The 20,659-nt window shown below is 74.7% G+C and carries 24 protein-coding genes; all 24 read left to right on the plus strand.

What is annotated here, in order from left to right; genetic code table 11:
• The first annotated feature begins 112 nt into the window (after window positions 1–112).
• The 24 genes from flgB (at window position 113) to H2O74_RS00340 (ending at window position 20,646) form a co-directional block, all read left to right on the plus strand.
• The gene (gene flgB, locus H2O74_RS00225) at window positions 113–454 is read left to right on the plus strand and encodes a flagellar basal body rod protein FlgB (RefSeq protein ID WP_182112590.1); all 342 of its coding nucleotides are present in this window, start codon (window positions 113–115) and stop codon (window positions 452–454) included.
• A complete protein-coding gene (gene flgC, locus H2O74_RS00230; protein ID WP_182112591.1) occupies window positions 454–852 on the plus strand; it encodes a flagellar basal body rod protein FlgC in 399 nt (132 codons plus the stop codon). Before flgB ends, flgC begins: the two co-directional genes overlap by 1 nt.
• A complete protein-coding gene (gene fliE, locus H2O74_RS00235) occupies window positions 852–1,178 on the plus strand; it encodes a flagellar hook-basal body complex protein FliE (protein ID WP_182112592.1) in 327 nt (108 codons plus the stop codon). The genes flgC and fliE overlap by 1 nt, the downstream gene beginning before the upstream one ends.
• Window positions 1,178–2,758 carry a flagellar basal-body MS-ring/collar protein FliF gene (gene fliF, locus H2O74_RS00240; protein WP_182112593.1) on the plus strand — a complete coding sequence of 527 codons (1,581 nt, stop codon included), beginning with the start codon at window positions 1,178–1,180 and terminating at the stop codon, window positions 2,756–2,758. The genes fliE and fliF overlap by 1 nt, the downstream gene beginning before the upstream one ends.
• A complete protein-coding gene (gene fliG / locus H2O74_RS00245) occupies window positions 2,758–3,783 on the plus strand; it encodes a flagellar motor switch protein FliG (RefSeq protein WP_182112594.1) in 1,026 nt (341 codons plus the stop codon). The genes fliF and fliG overlap by 1 nt, the downstream gene beginning before the upstream one ends.
• Window positions 3,773–4,432, plus strand: coding sequence for a FliH/SctL family protein (locus H2O74_RS00250; RefSeq protein WP_182112595.1), 660 nt, complete (start codon window positions 3,773–3,775; stop codon window positions 4,430–4,432). Before fliG ends, H2O74_RS00250 begins: the two co-directional genes overlap by 11 nt.
• The gene (locus H2O74_RS00255; RefSeq protein WP_182112596.1) at window positions 4,429–5,742 is read left to right on the plus strand and encodes a FliI/YscN family ATPase; all 1,314 of its coding nucleotides are present in this window, start codon (window positions 4,429–4,431) and stop codon (window positions 5,740–5,742) included. The genes H2O74_RS00250 and H2O74_RS00255 overlap by 4 nt, the downstream gene beginning before the upstream one ends.
• Window positions 5,742–6,188: a flagellar export protein FliJ gene (locus H2O74_RS00260; RefSeq protein WP_182112597.1), complete on the plus strand. Its 447-nt coding sequence runs from the start codon at window positions 5,742–5,744 to the stop codon at window positions 6,186–6,188. The genes H2O74_RS00255 and H2O74_RS00260 overlap by 1 nt, the downstream gene beginning before the upstream one ends.
• Window positions 6,185–7,450 carry a flagellar hook-length control protein FliK gene (locus tag H2O74_RS00265; protein WP_182112598.1) on the plus strand — a complete coding sequence of 422 codons (1,266 nt, stop codon included), beginning with the start codon at window positions 6,185–6,187 and terminating at the stop codon, window positions 7,448–7,450. The genes H2O74_RS00260 and H2O74_RS00265 overlap by 4 nt, the downstream gene beginning before the upstream one ends.
• Before the next feature lie 9 nt (window positions 7,451–7,459).
• Window positions 7,460–7,954, plus strand: coding sequence for a flagellar hook assembly protein FlgD (locus tag H2O74_RS00270; RefSeq protein ID WP_182112599.1), 495 nt, complete (start codon window positions 7,460–7,462; stop codon window positions 7,952–7,954).
• 32 nt (window positions 7,955–7,986) lie between these two features.
• Window positions 7,987–9,165: a flagellar hook protein FlgE gene (locus H2O74_RS00275; protein WP_182112600.1), complete on the plus strand. Its 1,179-nt coding sequence runs from the start codon at window positions 7,987–7,989 to the stop codon at window positions 9,163–9,165.
• Window positions 9,166–9,459: 294 nt separating this feature from the next.
• Entirely contained in the window at window positions 9,460–9,735 is a 276-nt protein-coding gene (locus H2O74_RS00280) for a flagellar FlbD family protein (RefSeq protein WP_182112601.1), read from the plus strand.
• Window positions 9,735–10,526 (plus strand): motility protein A, encoded by a 792-nt coding sequence (locus H2O74_RS00285; protein WP_182112602.1) that lies wholly within the window; start codon window positions 9,735–9,737, stop codon window positions 10,524–10,526. The genes H2O74_RS00280 and H2O74_RS00285 overlap by 1 nt, the downstream gene beginning before the upstream one ends.
• Entirely contained in the window at window positions 10,523–11,404 is an 882-nt protein-coding gene (locus H2O74_RS00290; protein ID WP_182112603.1) for a flagellar motor protein MotB, read from the plus strand. Before H2O74_RS00285 ends, H2O74_RS00290 begins: the two co-directional genes overlap by 4 nt.
• 2 nt (window positions 11,405–11,406) lie before the next feature.
• Complete coding sequence (gene fliL / locus H2O74_RS00295) at window positions 11,407–11,913, plus strand: flagellar basal body-associated protein FliL (RefSeq protein ID WP_182112604.1); 507 nt, start codon at window positions 11,407–11,409, stop codon at window positions 11,911–11,913.
• A gap of 201 nt (window positions 11,914–12,114) precedes the next feature.
• Window positions 12,115–13,071 carry a flagellar motor switch protein FliM gene (locus H2O74_RS00300; protein WP_255491698.1) on the plus strand — a complete coding sequence of 319 codons (957 nt, stop codon included), beginning with the start codon at window positions 12,115–12,117 and terminating at the stop codon, window positions 13,069–13,071.
• Window positions 13,068–13,832 (plus strand): flagellar motor switch protein FliN, encoded by a 765-nt coding sequence (fliN, locus tag H2O74_RS00305; RefSeq protein ID WP_182112605.1) that lies wholly within the window; start codon window positions 13,068–13,070, stop codon window positions 13,830–13,832. The genes H2O74_RS00300 and fliN overlap by 4 nt, the downstream gene beginning before the upstream one ends.
• Window positions 13,832–14,359 (plus strand): flagellar biosynthetic protein FliO, encoded by a 528-nt coding sequence (fliO, locus tag H2O74_RS00310; protein ID WP_182112606.1) that lies wholly within the window; start codon window positions 13,832–13,834, stop codon window positions 14,357–14,359. Before fliN ends, fliO begins: the two co-directional genes overlap by 1 nt.
• 59 nt (window positions 14,360–14,418) lie before the next feature.
• A complete protein-coding gene (fliP, locus tag H2O74_RS00315) occupies window positions 14,419–15,222 on the plus strand; it encodes a flagellar type III secretion system pore protein FliP (RefSeq protein ID WP_182113954.1) in 804 nt (267 codons plus the stop codon).
• Window positions 15,219–15,491, plus strand: coding sequence for a flagellar biosynthesis protein FliQ (gene fliQ, locus H2O74_RS00320; protein WP_182112607.1), 273 nt, complete (start codon window positions 15,219–15,221; stop codon window positions 15,489–15,491). Before fliP ends, fliQ begins: the two co-directional genes overlap by 4 nt.
• A 3-nt stretch (window positions 15,492–15,494) precedes the next feature.
• A complete protein-coding gene (locus H2O74_RS00325) occupies window positions 15,495–16,277 on the plus strand; it encodes a flagellar biosynthetic protein FliR (RefSeq protein WP_255491700.1) in 783 nt (260 codons plus the stop codon).
• The gene (locus H2O74_RS00330) at window positions 16,274–17,380 is read left to right on the plus strand and encodes a flagellar biosynthesis protein FlhB (RefSeq protein WP_182112608.1); all 1,107 of its coding nucleotides are present in this window, start codon (window positions 16,274–16,276) and stop codon (window positions 17,378–17,380) included. Before H2O74_RS00325 ends, H2O74_RS00330 begins: the two co-directional genes overlap by 4 nt.
• A 34-nt stretch (window positions 17,381–17,414) precedes the next feature.
• Window positions 17,415–19,472 (plus strand): flagellar biosynthesis protein FlhA, encoded by a 2,058-nt coding sequence (locus H2O74_RS00335; RefSeq protein WP_182112609.1) that lies wholly within the window; start codon window positions 17,415–17,417, stop codon window positions 19,470–19,472.
• A complete protein-coding gene (locus H2O74_RS00340; protein WP_182112610.1) occupies window positions 19,450–20,646 on the plus strand; it encodes a hypothetical protein in 1,197 nt (398 codons plus the stop codon). Before H2O74_RS00335 ends, H2O74_RS00340 begins: the two co-directional genes overlap by 23 nt.
• Window positions 20,647–20,659: the final 13 nt, after the last annotated feature.

Below are 20,659 nucleotides of genomic sequence, written 5' to 3' on the forward strand. Positions count from 1 at the left end.
GAACGCTCATGGTCGAGGCCAGGACGCCGATGACCACGACGAGCACGGATTGCTCGTCCCGAAGGCCATGGAACGGCCGTACCGCCCCTCGCACCTTGAGGTGGACCCGGCTGTGTTCGACTCGGTCTCCTTCGTCGCCATGAGCAGCGCGCTCGACGGGCTCGCCCTGCGCCAGCGCGTCATCGCCGACAACGTCGCGAACATCCAGACCCCCGGCTACCGCGCCGGGCGCGTCAGCTTCGAGGCCGCGCTCGCCCGCGCCGTGGGCGACGGCTCCGGCGCCGTCACCGCGAGCCGGTCGCAGTCGCTGGACCCGACCCGCCTGGACGGCAACAACGTCAACCTCGACACCGAGACGCTGACCAACATCGAGACGAACCTGCGGTACGAGCTGGCCACGCGCGCGATGGACGGCACGTTCAGCAAGCTCCGCACCGCGATGCGGACCGCGTGATGAGCATCTTCGGGGCGATCAACACCGCCGGCAGCGGCATGACCACGTACCGCACGTGGCTCGACGCCATCTCCGACAACCTCGCCAACCTCAACACCGTGCGCAGCACGGACGAGGAGGCCTTCCGGGCCCGGTACGTCGTCGCCCAGTCCGTCGAGGACGGCGACCGGGGCGTGCGGGTCGCCGGCGCGGTGTTCGGGTCGGCCGAGGGCCGCCTCGTCTACGAGCCCGCCAACCCGCTGGCAGACGCCGAGGGCTACGTGCGCTACCCCGACATCGACATGTCGAGCCAGATGACCCAACTGATCATGGCGCAGCGCGGCTACCAGGCGAACGCCGCCGTGGTCGACCGCGCCCGCGAGACCTACACCGCAGCACTGCAGATCGGACGTGGCTGATGAGCATCGACGCGATCGGGGGCATGTCTCCCGCCGGCCTGCTCGGCGCGCTGTCCCCCCTCGGTGGCGCGAGCGCCGCGCCGACGGGCCCGACGGCGGGCACGGGTGCCGCCTTCGGCACCACGCTCGCCGGGTCCATCGACCAGCTCCAGGCCATGCAGTCGACGTCGGACGCCCTCGGCGTCGCGGCCGTCACGGGTGACCTCGACGACGTGCACGACTACACGATCGCGTCCTCCCAGGCGGCGGTCGCCCTCGAGCTGACCGCGGCGCTGCGCAACAAGGCCGTCGACGCGTTCACCGAGATCATGCGGATGCAGGCCTGATGCCCGCGCAGCTCTCCGGCCTGGTCGGCCGGGTCCGCGCGACGATCGGGGCCTTCACCCTCGCTCAGCGCACCCTCGCGCTCATCGGCCTCGCCGGGCTCGTGCTCGGCGCGGTCGCGCTGTCCGCGTGGGCCGCGAAGCCGACGATGACGCCCCTGTTCACGGGCCTGGCCGCGAGCGACGCGAGCGCCATCGTCGACCAGCTCGAGTCCGAGGGCGTGCCCTACGAGCTGGCCGACGGCGGCTCGAGCGTCATGGTCCCGGCCGACGACGTCTACGCGATGCGCCTCGTCGCCGCCGCGGCGGGCCTGCCGACGGCGTCGGACGGCGCGGGCTACTCGCTGCTGGACGACATGGGCATGACGTCGTCCGAGTTCCAGCAGCAGGTCACCTACCAGCGCGCCCTCGAGGGCGAGCTCGCCAAGACGATCCAGTCGCTCGCGGGCGTCGAGACCGCCACCGTGCGGCTCGCGCTGCCCGAGGAGAGCGTGTTCGTCTCGGAGACCGCCGACCCGACCGCGTCCGTCTTCATCAAGACCAAGGCCGGCGCGACGGTGGACAGCGACAAGGTCCAGGCGATCGTCCACCTCGTCTCGGCCGGCATCGAGGGCATGGACCCGACCGACGTCGCGGTGGTCGACGCGAACGGCACCGTGCTGTCCGCCGTCGGCGGCACGCAGGCCGGGGGGATGCAGGGCGGACAGACCGCCGAGTACGAGGCGCGCGTCGCCAGCAACGTCCAGGGGATGCTCGAGCGCATCGTCGGCGCCGGCAACGCGGTCGTCAGCGTCACGGCGGACCTGGACTACGACCAGATCGCCCGGACCAGCGAGACGTACACGCCGGCCGAGGGCGCGCCGCCGTCGTCCGCGCAGACCAGCGTCGAGGAGTACACGGGCGGCGCCGAGGCAGGGGCGACCGGGATCCTGGGCCCGGACGGGCAGCCCCAGGGCGCCGCCGGCGGCGAGGGCGAGTACCGCAAGGAGAGCTCGACGGTGAACAACACCGTCAACAAGACGGTCGAGCAGCTCACCTCGACCCCGGGCGCCGTGCGCCGGCAGTCCGTCTCCGTGGTCGTCTCCGCCGACGCGGGCGGCGCGCTGAACATGGGTGACCTGCAGCAGGCCGTCGTGGCCGCCGCCGGCATCGACGAGGCGCGCGGCGACGTCGTCTCCGTGTCCCGCATGGCCTTCGACACCACGACGGCCGAGGCCGCGCAGACGGCGATCGCAGCCGCCGAGGCCGAGGCGCAGACCGCGCAGCAGTCGGAGCTCATCCGCACGGCAGCCATCGCGGGCATCGTGCTGCTGGCGCTCATCGCCGCTGCGGTCATGGGTGCCCGTCGCAGCCGCCGGGCGCGGCGCGAGGCGATCGACCTCGGCGCGATCGAGCTGGTCGAGGCCGCGCAGCGGCAGGTCATCGAGCCCGAGCCGGAGCCCGCGTACGTGCTGCCGCCGGCGCGGGACCTGGCCGCGGACGAGCTCGCCGCCAAGCGCGAGGACGTCATGGCCCTCGCGGCCGACCAGCCGGCCGAGGTGGCCGAGGTCCTGCGGGGCTGGCTCGTGGGCGGACGCCGCTGATGACCCTCGTGACCACCACCCCCGGGCTGACCGGCCGGCAGAAGGCCGCCCTCATGCTCATCCAGCTCGGCAAGGAGCAGGCTTCGCGCGTCATGGCGCAGCTCGACGACGCCGAGATCGAGGAGCTCACCGCGGAGATCGCGCGCTTCGAGCGCGTGGACGCCAGCGTCGCGAACAGCGTGCTCGAGGAGTTCCACGCCGCCTCCCTCGGGGGCAGCGGCGCCGTCAGCCGCGGCGGGCTCGGCCTCGCGCAGCAGCTGCTCGAGGCCTCCGTCGGGCGCGAGCGGGCGGCCGGGATGCTCGAGCGGCTCGCGAGCACGCTCCAGGGGCAGCCGTTCGAGTTCCTGCAGTACGCCGACGCCCGCCAGGTCGTCTCCCTGCTCTCGGGCGAGCACCCGCAGACCGTCGCCCTCGTGCTCGCGCACCTGCGGGCCGAGCACGCGTCGGGGATCATGGCCGGCCTGCCGGCCGCGGTCCAGGCCGACGTCGCCCACCGCATCGCACTCATGGAGCGCGCCTCGCCCGACGTCGTCCAGCTCGTCGCCGAGTCGCTCCAGCGCAAGGCCTCGGCCGTCCTGACGCCGCAGGAGCTCTCCGCCGTCGGCGGCGTGCAGCCCCTCGTCGAGATCATCAACCGCGCGGACCCGGGCACCGAGAAGGCGATCCTGGAGGGCCTCGAGGAGCGCGACAAGGCCCTCGCCGAGGAGGTCCGCAGCCGGATGTTCGTCTTCGGCGACATCGTCCTGCTCGAGGACCGCGCCATCCAGCTCGTGCTGCGCGGGGTCGAGATGGCCTCGCTCGCGACGGCGCTCAAGGGCGTCGACGAGGCGGTGCGGGAGAAGATCCTGCGCAACCTGTCCCAGCGCGCGGCCGAGAACCTCGCCGAGGAGATCGAGCTCCTGGGTCCGGTCCGGCTGTCCATGGTCGAGGAGGCGCGGGCCGCCGTCGTGCAGGTCATCCGCCGCCTCGAGGAGAGCGGGCAGATCGTCATCCGCCGCGAGGGCGAGGACGAGTATGTCGCCTGAGACCGCGGCCCCGACCGCCCCCGAGTTCCGCGCCGTCGCGCTGCCCAGCGTCGCGTCGGCCTCCGCGACCGCCGAGGCCGAGCGCGCCCGCGTCGCGGGCTTCGCCGCCGGGTGGGCCGCGGGTGCGCGCGCCGCGGCGCAGGCCGCCGAGCTCCAGGCGCGTCAGCTCGAGCTGCGGGCCGCCGAGGCGCAGGCCGGGCAGCGGGCGTCCCTCGCCGCGGCGGTCGCCGTGCTCGAGCGTGCCGCCGCCGCGGCCGAGGCGCGCACGGTCCCCGTCGTCGAGGAGGTCCGCCGCGGCGTCCAGGAGGCCGGCCTCGCGCTCGCCGAGGCCGTGCTGCGACGCGAGCTCACCCCCGGTCCGACGTCGGCCCGGGCCGTCCTCGAGCGCGCGCTCGCGGTCCCCGCCGGCGTGGACGTGCACACCGTGCGCCTGAACCCGGCCGACCTCGCGCACGTCCGGGCGCTGCTCGCCGAGGCCGGCACGGACCCGGCCGACGGCGTCCGCGTCCCCCAGGGCGTCCAACTGGTCGCGGACGCCGGCCTGGCGCCCGGCGACGCCGTGAGCGAGCACCCCACGGGCTTCCTCGACGCGCAGGTCGCCACCGCGCTGGCCCGGGCGCGCGAGGCGCTGCTCGGGGAGGACCTGTGACCGCCCTGCTGGCCGACGAGCGCTTCACCCGCGCCCTCGCCGCCGCCGCGCCGCAGCCGGTGGGGACCGTCGATGCCGTCGTCGGGCTCTCGGTCGACGTCGCCGGGCTGCGCGGCGCGGTCGGTGACCTGGTGCTGATCGACGACCGGATCGCGGCCGAGGTGGTCGCCGTGACGACCCGCGCGCTGCGCTGCATGCCGCTCGGTGCCGTCCACGGCCTGCGCACCGGCCTGCCCGTGCGCTCGACGGGCCGGCCCCTGACCGCGCCGACCGGACCCGCGCTCCTCGGGCGCGTGCTCGACGGCCTCGGCCGGCCGATCGACGGCCGTGGCCCCCTCGACGGCGCCCCCCGCACGAGCGTCAGCGGCAGCGCGCCCTCGGCCCTGGGCCGCGCGCGCGTCGACACCCCGCTCTCCCTCGGCGTGCGCGCGCTCGACACGCTCGTCACCGCGGGCCGCGGCCAGCGCCTCGGGCTGTTCGCCGGCTCCGGCGTGGGCAAGTCGAGCCTGCTCTCGATGATCGCGCGCGGGACCGAGGCGCAGGTCTCCGTCATCGCGCTCGTCGGTGAGCGCGGCCGCGAGGTGCGCGAGTTCCTCGAGGACGACCTCGGCCCCGAGGGCCTGGCGCGCAGCGTCGTCGTCGTCGCGACGTCCGACGAGCCGCCGCTGGTCCGGCTGCGCGCGGCGTTCGTCGCCACCCGGATCGCCGAGTCCTTCCGGGACGAGGGCGCCGACGTCGTCCTGATGATGGACTCGCTGACGCGCGTGGCGATGGCGCAGCGCGAGATCGGCCTGTCCGTCGGGGAGCCGCCCGCCACGCGCGGCTACCCGCCGTCGACCTTCTCGCTGCTCGCGCAGCTGCTCGAGCGCGCGGGCACCGCCGAGCGCGGCTCGGTGACGGGCATCTACACCGTCCTGGTCGACGGCGACGACCACAACGAGCCGATCGCGGACGCCGCGCGATCCATCCTCGACGGCCACGTCGTGCTGACGCGCGACCTCGCCGTGGCGGGCCACTTCCCGAGCGTCGACGTGCTCGGCTCCGTCTCGCGCGTGGCCGGCCGGGTGAGCACGCCCGAGCAGAAGGCCCTGGCCGCGCGCCTGCGCCAGGTCATGGCGGCGCGCCGTCGCGCGCAGGACCTGCTCGACGTCGGTGCCTACGCGGCCGGCTCCAACCCGCTGGTCGACGCGGCCGTCGCGAACGCCGACGCCATCGACGCCTTCCTGCGCCAGGGCATGGACGAGGCCGCCCCGGCCGGCGAGTCGTGGGAGCACCTGCGGCGCCTCGTCGGCCAGATGGGTGGCCTGTGATGGCCACCCCCTTCCGGCTGGCCGGCCTCCTGCGCCTGCGCGGCATGCAGGAGGAGCAGGCCGCCGCCGAGCTCGAGCGGGCCAACGCGTCACTGCGCGCGGCCGAGCGGCGTGAGCGCCGCTCCGCCCAGGCGCTCGCGGCGGCGGAGCTCCCCGAGCGGTCCGACGAGATCACCTGGCAGGCGGCGGTGGCGGCTCGGGCCGCGGCCAGCGGCCTGTTCACCGAGGCCGTGGCGGCGAGGGACGTCGTCGACTTCCGCGTGCGCCGGGCGACCGACGACTGGAGCGACGCCCGCGCCCGCGCGCTCATGATCCGCAAGCTCGCCGATCGCCACGAGGCCGTGGTCGCCGTCGAGGAGCTCCGTTCGGAGCAGCTCGCGCTCGACGAGGCGGCCCTGCGCCGCGCCGGCGCCGCGCCCGGACCCACGACCGAGGAGGACCGGTGACCGTCGTCGCCCCGCCCGCTGCCCCGCCCCGCCCGGCACGGCCCGAGCCCGAGCGCGCCGGGCGTCCCGACGCGGACCCGAAGGCGTTCGCGCGCACGCTGGACGCCGCCGACGCCGGTGAGCGAGCCGACGCGGGCGAGCGGGCCGACGCCCGGGCCGACGCCCGGGCCGACGCCCGGACCGACGCCGGCGAGCGAGCCGACGCGCGGCCCGCGGAGGACGGCGCGACCGTGACCGGCGGGACCGGCGGGACCGGCGACGCGTCGGCCGAGGCCGGCGAGGTCGGTGCCCCGGGCGTGAGCGCGGGCCCCCCGGCCGGCGCCGCGACGCCCGTGACGATGACGGTCGAGCAGATCGTCCTCGCGGCGATGCAGGCGCTGGCCCGCAGCGGTGAGTCGGGCACGCCGTCCGCCGGGCCCGCAGCGGACGACGCGGCCACGGGTCAGGGCGCCGGCACCGCGACGTCGAGCGGCGCCGTCCCCGGCGCCCCGACCCCGGCCCCGGTGCCGGGTGCCGCCGCGGGCAACCAGGCCGCCGCCGTCGCGCCGGTTCTCCCGCCCTCCGCCGGGGGTGCCGACGGCGAGGCCACGGCCACGCCGGCGCCGACCGCGGCGGCGGCCGGGGCGCCGAGCGCAGCGGCGGCCGCGACGGCGTCGGAGCCGGCGACCGCGGACGGGGCACGCGCGGACGTGGCACGGACGGACGGAGCGAGGGTGGAGGGGGCGAGCGCGCACGGCGTCCCGCCGACCGCGGCGCCGTCGTCCGCCGCTCCGGTGCGCGGCACCGACGCGGCGCTGCCGACGCCGCGGGCGCCCGTCGAGCCACCTGTCGTCGCCGCGCAGCTCGCCACCCGGCTGGTCGCCCTGCGCGCCGCCCCGGCGGGCGAGCACGTCATGGTGCTGCGGATCCAGCCCGAGTCCATCGGGCCGGTCCGCGTGGTCGCGCACATCGGTCCCGAGGGCGGCGTGCGGATCGAGCTCCTCGGCGCGACCGACCAGGCGCGCGACGCACTGCGGGCCGCGCTGCCCGACCTGCGCCGCGACCTGGTCGCGGCCGGCCTGCCCCCGCACCTCGACCTCGGGGCGCGGAGCCAGCACGGGGCCGCGGGCCACGGCGGTCCGGGCACCCAGCCCGGCGGCCACGGTCCCGACGCCGGTCGCTCCGGCGTCGCGGACGAGGTCACCGCCCAGCCGCCGGCGACCGGCGACGCGCCCACCAACCACCTGCCGACCGGCCGCCGCGGCCTCGACCTCGTCGTCTGAGAGGACATCATGACCAGCATCCCGCTCACGGGCCCCGTCACCGCCCCACCGGCGGGCGCCACCAGCGTCCACGCCACGGGCACGACGTCGACCGCCAAGAAGGAGATGGACCAGGAGGTCTTCCTGGCCCTGCTCGTCGCCCAGCTGCGTCACCAGGACCCGACGGCGCCCATGGACACCGCCGCGATGATGGCCCAGTCGACGCAGCTGGCCTCGATGGAGCAGCTCACGGCGATGGCGGAGACGTCACGCGAGGGCTTCGCGCTCCAGATGCGCGTCGCCGCGGGCGGGATGGTCGGCCAGGAGGTCGGCTACGTCGACGCCGCGGGCGTCGCCCGCACGGGGACCGCCGAGTCCGTCTCCTTCGCCGGTCCCGTCCCGATGCTGCGCGTCGCGGGCACCGACGTCCCGCTCGACGGCGTCACGCTCGTCCGCAGCCGCACCGCACCCGCGGTGCCCGCACCCACGACCCCCGCCGCTGTGCCGGCCACCCCTGCCGCCTGACCAGGCCGCGACACCATCCGAAGGGAACTGACATGCTCCGCTCGCTCTTCTCCGGGATCAGCGGCCTCCGCGCCCACCAGACCATGCTCGACGTGACCGGCAACAACATCGCCAACGTCAACACGACCGGCTTCAAGTCCTCGCAGGCCCAGTTCCAGGACACGCTCTCGCAGGTGGTCACGAACGCGGGCGGCCCCCAGGCCGGCGTCGGCGGCACCAACCCCGCGCAGGTCGGCCTGGGCGTGCGGATCGCCGGCATCACGACCAACTTCCAGCAGGGCGCCGCCCAGCTCACCAACCGCTCGACGGACATGATGATCTCGGGCGACGGCTTCTTCGTCGTCGAGAAGGGCGGCGAGCAGTTCTACTCGCGGGCCGGCGCGTTCGACTTCGACGCGACCGGTCAGCTCGTGACCCCCGACGGTGGTCTCGTCCAGGGCTGGGCCGCCGCGGCCGACGGCACGATCGACGTCAACGGCCCGCTCACCGACATCCGCCTGCCCATCGCGACGCTCATGGGCGCCGCGGCGACCGGTAGCGCCACCTTCGAGGGCAACCTGCCGTCGGACGCGGCGGCCGGCACCGTGCTCAACCGCGCGATCGAGGTCCACGGCGAGGACGGCACGGCGTCGTCGCTCAACCTCGCGTTCACGCGCACCGCGACCGGCTGGGACGTCACCGCGACGCGCGGCGGGGCGACGGTCGGCACGGGCGCGCTGGCGTTCGACGCGGCCGGCAACCTCACGGGTGGTGCCTCGCTCGCCGCGGGGCCCGTCACCGTGGACCTCGCCGCCCTCACCGGCTACGCCGGTCTGACGACCGTCGAGGCCTCGGTGCAGGACGGCCGCGCCGCCGGCACGCTCCAGTCCTTCATGATCAACGCCGACGGCACGCTGCTCGGCACGTTCAGCAACGGCCTGAAGCAGCCGCTCGGCAAGGTCTCGCTGGCGACCTTCACGAACCCGGCCGGCCTCGAGAAGGCGGGCGGCTCGCTCTACCGGACCACCGTCAACTCCGGGGACCCGCAGGTCGGGGCCGCCGGGTCGGGCGGCCGCGGCGCGCTCTCGGGCGGCACGCTGGAGATGTCGAACGTCGACCTCTCGGCCGAGTTCACCAACCTGATCATCGCCCAGCGCGGGTTCCAGGCGAACTCGCGCGTCATCACGACGTCCGACGAGATGCTCCAGGAGCTCGTCAACCTCAAGCGCTGACGCGCCACCCACCGCTCGCTGTCGGCGCTTCCGTGCGGGGCGTGGTGCTCGTGGTGCTGCTGGGGCCGGTGTGACTCACACCGTCCCCAGCCGTCACTCCAGCACCATGCCCCGCACGCAAGCGCGCACGCGACGCACGCAAGCGCGCGCCCCACGCACCGATGGGCGCCGCGCACGGGCGGCAGGTGCGACTCCGCAGCCGCGGAAGCCTCACATCGGGGCGCACCCGCCGATGGAAACGTCAGCAGGGCTCATGGACGGGCCCCGAGGCATCACCCAGGGACGGATACAGCCATGATCGTCGTCACGCGCCTGAACGGGCCGCGCTTCGCGGTGAACCCCGACCTGCTCCAGCGCGCCGAGAGCACGCCGGACACGATCCTCACGCTCATCGACGGCACCAAGTACATCGTCACGGAGTCGCTCGAGGAGATCACCGAGCTCGTCATCCGGTACCGCGCGCGTGTCGCCGCCGCCACGCTCGACGCGTCGCGGGAGACGGCCGAGCTCGCCCCCGTCACCGACCTGCGCCATGCGCGGGCGCTGAGCGCCGTCCCGGAGGCCGACTGATGGATCCGGCAACCCTGGGCGGTATCGGCTTCGCGTTCGCGATGGTCCTGCTCTCGATCTTCCTCGAGGGCTCGAGCCCCATGTCCGTGGTGCTCCCCGCGCCGATGATCCTGGTGATCGGCGGCACGATCGGCGCCGGCCTGGCGTCCACGACGCTGGCCGACTTCACGCTCGCGTTCACGACCCTCAAGGGCTGGCTCACGTTCAAGCGACCGGACCTCGACGAGACGGTCGACGTCGTCGTCGGCCTGGCCGACCGCGCCCGGCGCGAGGGCCTGCTCTCCCTCGAGGACGCCGCGCGCACGGTCGAGAACCCCTTCCTGCGCTCGGGCCTGCAGTCCGCGATCGACGGCACGGACCCCGACGACCTGCGCGAGATGCTCGAGGACCGCATCGCGAGCAAGCGCGCGCAGGACAAGAGCATCGCCAAGGTCTTCAACAACATGGGCGGCTACGCCCCGACGATCGGCATCATCGGCACGGTCGTCTCGCTCGTCCACGTGCTCGAGAACCTCTCGAGCCCCGACGAGCTCGGGCACATGATCGCCGCGGCCTTCGTGGCGACGCTGTGGGGCCTGCTGTCCGCGAACCTCGTGTGGCTGCCCCTCGGGGCCCGCGTGGGCCGCGCGTCCGAGCTGGAGATCGCGCACATGGAGCTCGTCGTCGAGGGCCTCCTGGCCATCCAGTCCGGCGCGAACCCGCGCCTGGTCGGTCAGCGTCTGCGCAGCCTCATGCCGCCCGCGGCCGTGGCCGCCGCCGACGGCAGGACAGGCAAGAAGGCCGCGGCATGAGCGCCGGCCACGGCTCCGGGGGACACGGGCGCAAGTCGCGCGTCGTCCACGAGGAGGAGCACGAGAACCACGAGCGCTGGGCCGTGAGCTACGCGGACATGATGACCGTGCTCGTCGGCCTCTTCATCGTGCTCTACGCGATCAGCCAGGTCGACCAGGTCAAGTTCGAGCAGCTGCGCCAGTCGCTGGCGTCCGGCTTCGGGCAGCCGGCGCCCGTCGCGCTCGAGGGCAGCACGGGCCCGCTCACGGGTGTCGAGGCGATCCAGATCACGCCCGACCTCCGCTCGGAGGCCGGTGTGGAGGCCGAGCAGATCGCCGCGCCGTCGCCCGAGATCGCCGAGGCCGAGGCGCGCTCGCAGGCGGCGACCACGGAGTACCAGCGCCTCGACGCGATCGCGGACCAGATCTCGGCCGCGCTCACCCCGGCGGGGCTCGCCGACCGCGTCCGGTTCCGGGTCACCGAGCGCGGCCTGGTCATCGGGATGGTCGCCGACGACGTCTTCTTCCGCGCCGCGAGCGCGGAGCTCACCGACACCGCGCGGCGCATCGTCGACACGACGGCGCCGGTCCTCGCCTCGATCCCCGACGAGATCTCCGTCGAAGGCCACACCAACGACATCCCGGTCTCCGGGCGCTACCCGACGAACTGGGAGCTCTCGTCCGACCGCGCCACGCAGGTCCTGCGCCGCCTGGTCGAGGCCGGCGGCGTCGCACCTCAGCGCATCGCGGCGGTCGGCTTCGGGGAGGCCCGGCCGATGGCCGAGCCCGGCGAGGACCCGCTCGAGGCCAACCGCCGCGTCGACCTCGTGGTGCTCTCCTCCGTCCCGGAGGACGTCCGCGCCCTCCTCCCGTCCATCGCCGCAGCACAGCAGGGGTGAGCATGCCGACCGAACAGCGGATCATCGCGTCCAAGACCGCCAAGGGCGCGTCCCAGCGCATCGGCGCGCCCACGGTGGCGGCCGAGGAGGAGCCGCCCCAGCGCAGCCGCAAGAAGCTCGTGCTCGTGCTCGCCCTGCTCCTCGCGCTGGCCGGCGGAGCCGCCTGGTACCTCCTCCTGGGCCCCGGGGCCGGCGAGCCGGCCGAGGTCGCCGAGCCCGCACCCGTGCCCGGCGAGGTCGTCACGGTCGAGGCCGTGAGCATCAACCTCGCGGCGGGGCACTACCTGCGCCTGGGCTTCGCCCTCCAGCTGACCGAGGAGGTCCACGAGGAGGTGTCGACCGCGCATGCGCTCGACGTCGCCATCGACCTCTTCTCGGGCCGCACCGTGGAGGAGGTCGGCTCCGCCGAGGGCCGCGCGGCGCTCAAGGACCAGCTCCGCCACCAGCTCGTCGAGGGCTACGAGGGGGAGGTGATGGACGTCTACCTGACGGACTACGTCACGCAGTGACCTGAGCGTGCGACCGGCCCGACGGGCCCGGCCGTACCAGCACGGAACCGGCACGGAGGCCGGTGCAGTCGAGGCGCCACGGAGGGCGCCACCTCACCCGCACGCCGCACGACGGCGAGCGGGGGCACGACACGCGGTCACCGCGTGCACCCACGTGCCCTGGACTCCTCATGACGCCCGCGCGCGTGCCGATCAGTCGGCGTGACCGTCACTGAGGCAGCAGCCGCGCCGCCGACCCACGCCGGGCGCCGCGCCCCCGGCGCGCCGCCACGCGCGCCCGAGCTGTACGACTTCCGTCGTCCGATGACGCTCGCGCGCGAGCACGGCCGTGTCCTGGAGATGGCCTTCGAGACCTACGCCCGCCAGTGGAGCACCCTGCTCACCTCACGGCTGCGCGTCGTCGCGTCCGCGACGCTGGTGTCCGTCCAGCTGCACTCGTACGACGAGTACGTCCGGCCGCTGCCCACGCACACCGCGATGATCCTGTGCGGCGTCGAGCAGGGCCGGTCCACGGCCGTCGTGCAGCTCCCCGTGGACACCGCGACGCTGTGGGTCGACTACCTGCTCGGCGGGCCGGGCATCGCGCTGCCGGACACGGAGCGTGAGCTCACCGACATCGAGTGGCGCCTCGTGCGCGACCTGGTCCAGGTCTCCCTCGGCGACCTCGCCTACGCCTTCGCCGCCGTGCGCGAGCTCGACGTGCACGTGAAGTCGGTCCAGTACGCACCCCAGTTCGTCCAGGCGGCCGGCGCGTCCGACCCCGTCCTGGTCGCGCGCTTCGAGCTCGTCACGGGGGAGCGGCGCTCGACGGCGACCCTCATGCTCCCCGCCGACGTCCTGCTGGCGCCGCTGCGGGCAGGCGAGAACGCCGTCGTCCGCTCCGTCGACGAGGTCCGCCAGCACGACGACGCCCTCGCGCGCCTCGCCGCGCAGGTCCACGAGGTCCCGGTGCGGGTCAGCGTCCGCCTGGCACCCGTGACGGTCACCCCCGCGCAGCTCACCGACCTCGCGGTCGGCGACCTCGTCCCCCTCACCCACCGCGTCGGCACGCCGCTCGACGTCGTCGTCGACGACGTCGTCCTGGCCGGTGCCGCGCTCGGGAGCAACGGCTCCCGTCTCGCCTGCCTGGTCGTCACCTCCGAGGAGAGCACCCGATGACAGCCCTGCCCGCCGACCTGCCGGTCAGCCCGGCCGTCCGCGCCGCGCACGACGCCGAGGCCCTGGCCACCGCGCACACGGTCGCCACCGAGCTCGCACGGCTGCTGCCGTCGACCTCCGCGCTGACCGTGGCGCTCCACGACCCCGCCTCGGCGCCGCTCGCGGGCACGTCCGCGGTGCGCGCGTCGTTCGTCGGCGCGACCAGCGCCGAGATCGTCGTCGTCGCGGACGCGGCGGTCGCCGAGGCGATCGCCGGCGCCGGCGCGGGCGTCTCCGTGGCCGACGCGCTGCGACCCGCGCTCGAGGGCGCGGTCGCCGTGCTCGGCCCGGGAGTCCTCGACACCGCCACGGTGGGCCCTCTCGGCAGCGCGCTCGACGAGGACGGCGTGGTCGCCTTCGCGCTCGCCGGCCCCGCGGGCCCCCAGGCCTGGTGCGGCGTGCGGCTGCGCGCCGCGGACCGCGTGCCCTCCCAGCGCGGCGCCGCCGCACCGCCGCGGCGCCCGGCCGACGGCGGCGCGACCCTGCGCATGCTGCAGCACGTCGAGATGACCCTGACCGCGGAGATCGGCCGGACCCGGATGCCCGTGCGGCAGGTCCTCGAGCTCGTGCCCGGCACGGTGCTCGAGCTGGACCGTGAGGCCGGCGCGCCGGCCGACGTCATGGTCAACGGCCGGCTCGTGGCGCGCGGCGAGGTCGTCGTCGTCGACGAGCACTACGGCATCCGCATCACCGAGATCGTCTCCTCGGAGCCGGGCGCCTGATGGACTCCTCGGCGCTCGTGCTGGGCCTGCGGGTGGCGCTCGCGCTCGCCTGCGTGCTCGGCCTCCTGTGGTTCCTCGGCCGTCGCGCCGCGGGGACCGGGGCGGTCAAGCGGTCCCGGCAGGCCGCCATGAGCGTCGTGGCCAAGCAGTCGCTCGGGGGCCGCGCCGGCATCGCGCTCGTCGAGGTCTCGGGCCGCCGCCTCCTGCTCGGCGTGACCGAGCACGGCGTCAACCTGCTCACCGAGGTCGACGTGCCCCTGCCCGAGGCGGCTGACGTGCGCGAGCGCGTCGAGCTCGACCCGGCCGTCCTGGAGGCTGCCGTCCTGGAGGCGGACACCGCCCCCGACGTCGTGCCGGACAACCCGGTCACGGGCGCCGTCCCGGCCCGCCCGACCCACCCGTCCACCCCCGCGGCACGGATGCCCGCGGTCCCCACGCCCCGCAGCCCTCTCGAGGGATCGGTCCTGAGCGCCACCACGTGGCGCCAGGCGATGGTTGCGGTGCAGGAACGGACCATCCGTCGTTGAGCCAGACCCTCACCGCGCGCGCTGCGTCCGCAGCGACCGGTCCGAGCCGGACCGCGCGCCTGGTCCTCGTGCTGCTCGCGCTCGCGCTCGCCGCCGTGCTGGCGGTCGCCCTCGCGGGCGGTGCGCACGCGGCACCCGAGGCGCCCGCCGACCCCGCCGACCCCACCGCGCCCGTCGCGCCGACCGACCCGGCTGACGGCCCCACCGTCTCCATCGACCTCAACGGGATCAACGGTGGGCCGAGCAGCTCGATCGTCGTCCTGCTGACCATCACGCTGCTGTCCGTCGCGCCCTCGCTGCTGCTGATGATGACGAGCTTCACCAAGATCTTCGTCGTCCTCGCCCTGACGCGGAACGCGCTCGGCCTGCAGGGCGTGCCGCCCAACCAGGTGCTGGCCGGCCTCGCGCTCTTCCTCAGCCTCTTCGTCATGGCGCCCGTGCTGGGTGACATCAACGACGTCGGCGTCCAGCCCTACCTCGACGGCACGGCGACGTTCTCGCAGGCCGTGGAGTGGGGCACCGTGCCGCTGCGTGAGTTCATGCTCGGCCAGACCCGCGAGGCGGACCTGGCGCTCACCACGCGGGCCGCGGACCAGGTGAACCCGGAGTCGCCCGAGACGGTGCCGATGACCACGCTCATCCCGGCGTTCATGCTCTCCGAGCTGCGCTCCGCGTTCATCATCGGCTTCGTCGTCTTCGTGCCGTTCCTGGTCATCGACCTGGTCGTCTCGGCCTCGCTGATGTCGATGGGCATGATGATGCTGCCGCCGGTCATGGTGTCCCTGCCGTTCAAGCTCCTCCTCTTCGTCCTCGTCGACGGCTGGGGCCTCATCGTCACGGCGCTGGTCGGGAGCTACGGGTGAACACCACCGCGGTCCTCGACATCGGGATGCAGGCGCTGGTCCTCGCGGGCAAGCTCTGCGCGCCCGTCCTGGTCACGGCGCTCGTCGTCGGCTTCACCGTGTCCCTGCTGCAGTCGATCACCCAGATCCAGGAGGTGACGCTGAGCTTCGTGCCCAAGGCCCTCGCGGTCGCGGTCGCGCTCCTCGTCGCGGGCCACTGGATGATCTCGGAGACCGTCGCCTTCACGCACGAGATGTTCGAGCGCATCCCCACGCTCCTCGGGGGCTGAGCCGTGGGCGTGACCATCCCCCTCGCGTGGCTCGAGGTCGTCATGCTCGCGGGCGTGCGCATCGCCGCGTTCCTGGTGATCGCCCCGCCGTTCGCCCACCGGGCCATCCCGGGGCAGGTCAAGGCCATGCTCGCCGTCGGCCTGGGCGTGCTCGCCGCGCCCGGCGCGACGGCGGCCGCCGGGCCCGAGCTCGGCACGGCGATCGCGACGGGGACGGCGCGCTTCCTGGGCGACGTCGTGCTGCAGGTGCTCGTCGGGGCCGCGCTGGGCTTCCTCGTGGCCCTCGTGTTCTCCGCCGTGCAGGCGGCCGGCACGCTCATCGACCTGTTCGGCGGGTTCCAGCTCGCCGCCGCCTTCGACCCCATGAGCATGAGCAACGGCGCGCAGTTCACGCGCCTGTACCAGCTCACCGCGATCGTCCTGCTCTTCGCCTCGGACGCCCACCACATCGTCATCGCCGGGCTCGTGCGCAGCTTCGAGGCGCTGCCGCTCGGCACGCCGCTCGACCTCGCCGCGATGGCCGAGACCATCACGCACGGGCTGACCGACATGTTCCTCGCCGCCCTCCAGGTCGCCGGGCCGCTCATCGCGGTGCTCTTCCTGGCCGACGTCGGCCTCGGCCTGCTCACGCGCGTCGCGCCCGCGCTCAACGCGTTCGCCCTCGGTTTCCCGCTGAAGATCCTGCTCACGGTCCTGCTCGGCGTCACCGCGTACCTCGCGCTGCCGCAGGTCGTGGCGTCGCTGACGGACGCGGCGATCACGGACCTCGGGCGGGTGACGCGATGAGCTCCGGCGGCGAGGACAAGTCCGAGAAGGCCACACCCAAGCGGATGAAGCAGCTGCGCCGCGACGGCGCGCTGCAGCGCTCGCAGGACGTCTCCGCGTGGCTCGGCATCGGCACGGGTGCGCTCATGCTGCCGATGGTGCTCGGCGCCGGCTCGGGCGCGGCGACCGACCAGCTCGCCGTCGTGCGCGACGCCATCGCCGACCCCACCCCCGAGATCGCGGTCGCCGCGCTGTGGCAGGGCATGGGGTCGATCCTCTCGACGCTCGCTCCGCTCATGGCCGTGGTCGTCATCGCGGCGATCGCCGCGTCGGCCGCGCAGGGCGGGCTCCACATCTCGAGCAAGAAGCTCAAGCCGTCCTTCAAGCAGTTCAACCTCGCGAAGGGCGTCAAGAACACGTTCGGCCCCCAGGCGGGGTGGAACGGCGCCAAGGCGGCGCTCAAGACGGCGGCCATCGGGCTGGTGCTGTGGACGGTCGTCCAGGGCTTCGTGCCGATGCTGCTCGGCTCGGGCACGCACTCGCTGTCCCAGATCCTCGCCGCCGCGGGCGGCGGCGTGGCGGACGTCATCCGCACGGCCGTGGTCGCGGGCCTCGTGCTCGCCGCCCTCGACGTCCTCGTGGTCATGAAGCGCAACCGCAAGCAGTCGCGCATGACCAAGAAGGAGATCAAGGACGAGCACAAGCAGTCCGAGGGCGACCCGCTGCTCAAGGGCGCGATCCGCTCCAAGCAGATCGCGATGAGCCGCAACCGCATGATCGCGGAGGTCGCCACGGCCGACGTCGTCCTGGTCAACCCGACGCACGTCGCCGTCGCGCTGCGCTACGAGCCCGGCAAGGGCGCGCCGCGCGTGGTCGCGAAGGGCTCCGGCCACGTCGCCGCGCGCATCCGCGCGGTCGCGGGCGACAAGCGTGTCCCGATGGTCGAGGACGTCCCGCTGGCCCGCGCCCTGCACGCGGCGTGCGAGCTGGGCCAGGAGGTCCCGTCCCACCTGTTCGTCGCCGTCGCGAAGGTCCTCGCCTTCGTCATGGCCCTGCGCCGCCGCGGCTCCGCGGCGGGCACCCACCGGGCCCCCGGCGGGCCGACCCGCCTGGAGGCCGCATGAGCGCCCCGACCGTCACGACGCAGGAGGACCCCCGATGAAGGCCAAGCAGATCATGGCCCTGGGCGTGCCCGTCGGCGTCGTCGGCATCGTCCTGCTGCTCGTCGTGCCGCTGCCGGCGGCGCTGCTCGACGTGCTGCTCGTCCTCAACATCACGATCTCGCTCGTGGTGCTGCTGACCAGCATGTACGTCAAGCGCCCGCTCGACTTCTCGGTGTTCCCGTCGCTCCTGCTGGTCCTGACCCTGTTCCGCCTCGGCCTCAACGTGGCCTCCACGCGGCTCGTGCTGCGTGACGGCTTCGCGGGCGAGGTCATCGAGGCGTTCGGCCACTTCGTCGTCGGCGGCTCGATCGTCATCGGCCTCGTGATCTTCCTGATCCTCGTGGTCATCCAGTTCGCCGTCATCACCAACGGCGCGGGCCGCGTGGCCGAGGTCGGCGCCCGCTTCACGCTCGACGCGATGCCCGGCAAGCAGATGGCGATCGACGCGGACCTCAACTCGGGCCTCATCGACGAGGACACCGCGCGCAAGCGCCGCGCGGACGTCGCCGCCGAGGCCGACTTCTACGGCGCGATGGACGGTGGCTCCAAGTTCGTCAAGGGCGACGCCATCGCGGGCATCATCATCACGGTCATCAACCTGCTCGGCGGGTTCGCGATCGGCATGATGCAGATGGGCATGTCCGCGGGGGAGGCGCTCGAGCGGTTCAGCCTCCTGACCATCGGCGACGGCCTCGTCACCCAGATCCCCGCCCTGCTGATGTCCGTCTCCACCGGTCTCATCGTCACGCGTGCCACCGCCGAGGCGGACATGGGCACCGCGGCCGGCTCGCAGCTGACCCAGTCGCGGACCGCGCTGCAGATCGCCGGCGCCGCCGCGATCGCCCTCGCGCTGATCCCCGGCCTGCCCAAGATCCCGTTCGTGCTCGTCGGCGCGCTCCTGCTCGTGGGCGCGTGGCGCGTCGGCATCTCCCAGGCTGCCGCTGCCGCGGCAGAGGTGGCAGACGTCGCCGACCCGACGCGTCCCGCGCAGGCCGAGACGCCCGAGGCCCTCATCGAGCAGATGCGCGTGCACGCGCTGGAGATCCTGCTCGCGCCGGACCTCGTGGACATGGTGGGCTCCGGCACCGACCAGGACCTGCTGGCGCGCGTGCGCGGCCTGCGGCGCAAGGTCGCGATGGAGCTCGGCTTCGTCGTCCCGCCGGTGCGCACGCGCGACTCGGTGGACCTGCCGCGCTCGACCTACGCCGTGCGGATCGCTGGCGTGGAGGTGGGCCGCGGCGAGGCGCCGGGCGGCCGCCTGCTCGCGCTCGGCGACAACCTCGAGGGCATCGGCGGCACGCCTGTCGTCGAGCCCGTCTTCGGGCTGCCGGGCAAGTGGATCCCCGCCGAGCTGCGCCACTCGGCCGAGATGATGGGCGCGACGGTCGTCGACCGGGTCTCGGTGCTCATCACCCACCTCGGCGCGATCATCGACGCCAACGCCTCGCGCCTGCTCTCCCGCGAGGACGTGCGCGTGCTGACGGAGGGCGTCAAGCAGGTCAACCCGTCGGTCGTCGAGGAGCTCGTGCCCAACCTGCTGACGCTCGGCGAGATCCAGCGCGTGCTGCAGGGCCTGCTCGCCGAGCAGGTCCCGGTGCGCGACCTCTCGCGCATCTACGAGGGCCTGACGCTGCGCGCGAAGGTCAGCACGGACCCCGAGGGCCTGGTCGAGGCCGCGCGCCGCGCGCTCGGGCCTGCGCTCGCGGCGCCGTACGCGCAGGACGGCGTGCTCCGCGTCGTGACCCTCGACCCCTCCCTCGAGCAGCAGCTCGTCGAGTCCGTGCGTCCGGGCGACGGCGGCTCCCAGCTGCTGGTCGACCCGAACCGGCTCGAGCGCCTCCTCGCCTCGCTGCGCCAGGTCGTCGCGCAGGGCGAGGCGAGCGGCCGGGAGGCGGTGCTCGTGTGCGCCCCCGCCCTGCGGCCCGCCCTGCGCCGTACGGTGGCGCTGGCGCTCCCGCGCCTGGCGGTGCTCTCCTACGGCGAGGTCACCGGTGCCGGCCTGCAGATCGAGACCGTGGGGGTGCTGAGCGATGCCCACGCGATTGCTGCTTGACGGTGAGGACCTGCGCTCGCTGATGCTGCGGGTCAAGACCGAGATGGGTCCGGGCGCCCGCATCGTCAAGGCGGAGCGGATCCGCACCGGCGGCATCGGCGGGTTCTTCGCCAAGGAGCACTACGAGCTGACCGTCGAGGTCCCGGACGCGCCCCACCGCGTGCACCCCGGCCGCCGGATCCACCAGCGCGGCGCGCGGCCCGGCGACGCGGCCGGGGCCGACGGCGGCGCGGCGGGCATCGAGGCGCTGCTGGACGCGGCGGACGCCGCCGAGGCGGCCGAGGCGGTGACGGCCCCGGAGCCCGAGATCTCGACGACCAGCCCGTCGTTCGCCGAGGTCCTCGAGTCGCTGGGCCAGATCGTCGGGCCCCAGGCCCGCACCGCGGCACCGGCCGACGACGTCGCCGTCGCGGTGGACGACGTCGTGCTCGCGGACGACGTCGTGGACGACGCCGTGCCGGACCGCGCGTCGCCGCCGCTCACGCCCGACCCTGCGCCACCCGCCCCGCCCGCGGCGGGTGCGACCGTCGGGCTGCTGCTCGAGCTCGGCCTGCCGACGTCGTACCTGGCGGGCCTGGGCGACCTGCACGCGGCCGTGCCGCTCTCGACGCTGGTGCGGCGCTTCCCGCCGGCCCCCGTGCTGCGCCTGGACGGCGGCGTCGTGGTCGTGGTCGGCGAACCGGACGCCGCGCTGCGCACGGCGATGCAGATGGCGTACCGGGCGGGCATCGACGCGCCGGACGTCGTGCTGGCCGGCGAGGCGGCGTCCCGCCCGGGGGAGGGGCGCCGCGTCCGGACGCCCGACGAGGCGGCGCGCGTGCGCGCGGGCGCGGACGGCGGGGCCGTGACGCTCGTCGCGCTGGGGGTGGCCACCGCGGCGGACGGGCGCCACGACGCCGGCGCGCAGCTGCTCGAGGCGCTCGCACCCGACCAGGCCTGGGCGGTCGTGGACGCGCGCCGCCGCGTCGCGGAGACGCGCCGCTGGCTGCGGAACACGGGCGCCCGGCGCCCGCTCGACGCGGTGGCGGTCATGGGGGGCTTCGAGGCGCAGGCTCCCGGGGCGGTCCTCAACCTCGGCCTGCCGGTCGGCTGGCTCGACGGCCTGCCGGCGTCGCCCGTGGTCTGGGCGGCCGTGCTGAGCGAACGCCTCAGCGAGGACGCGACCTGGGAGTGAGTCGGGGGTTAGT

The sequence above is a fragment of the Actinotalea sp. JY-7876 genome, from assembly GCF_014042015.1.
Classification (GTDB): domain Bacteria; phylum Actinomycetota; class Actinomycetes; order Actinomycetales; family Cellulomonadaceae; genus Actinotalea.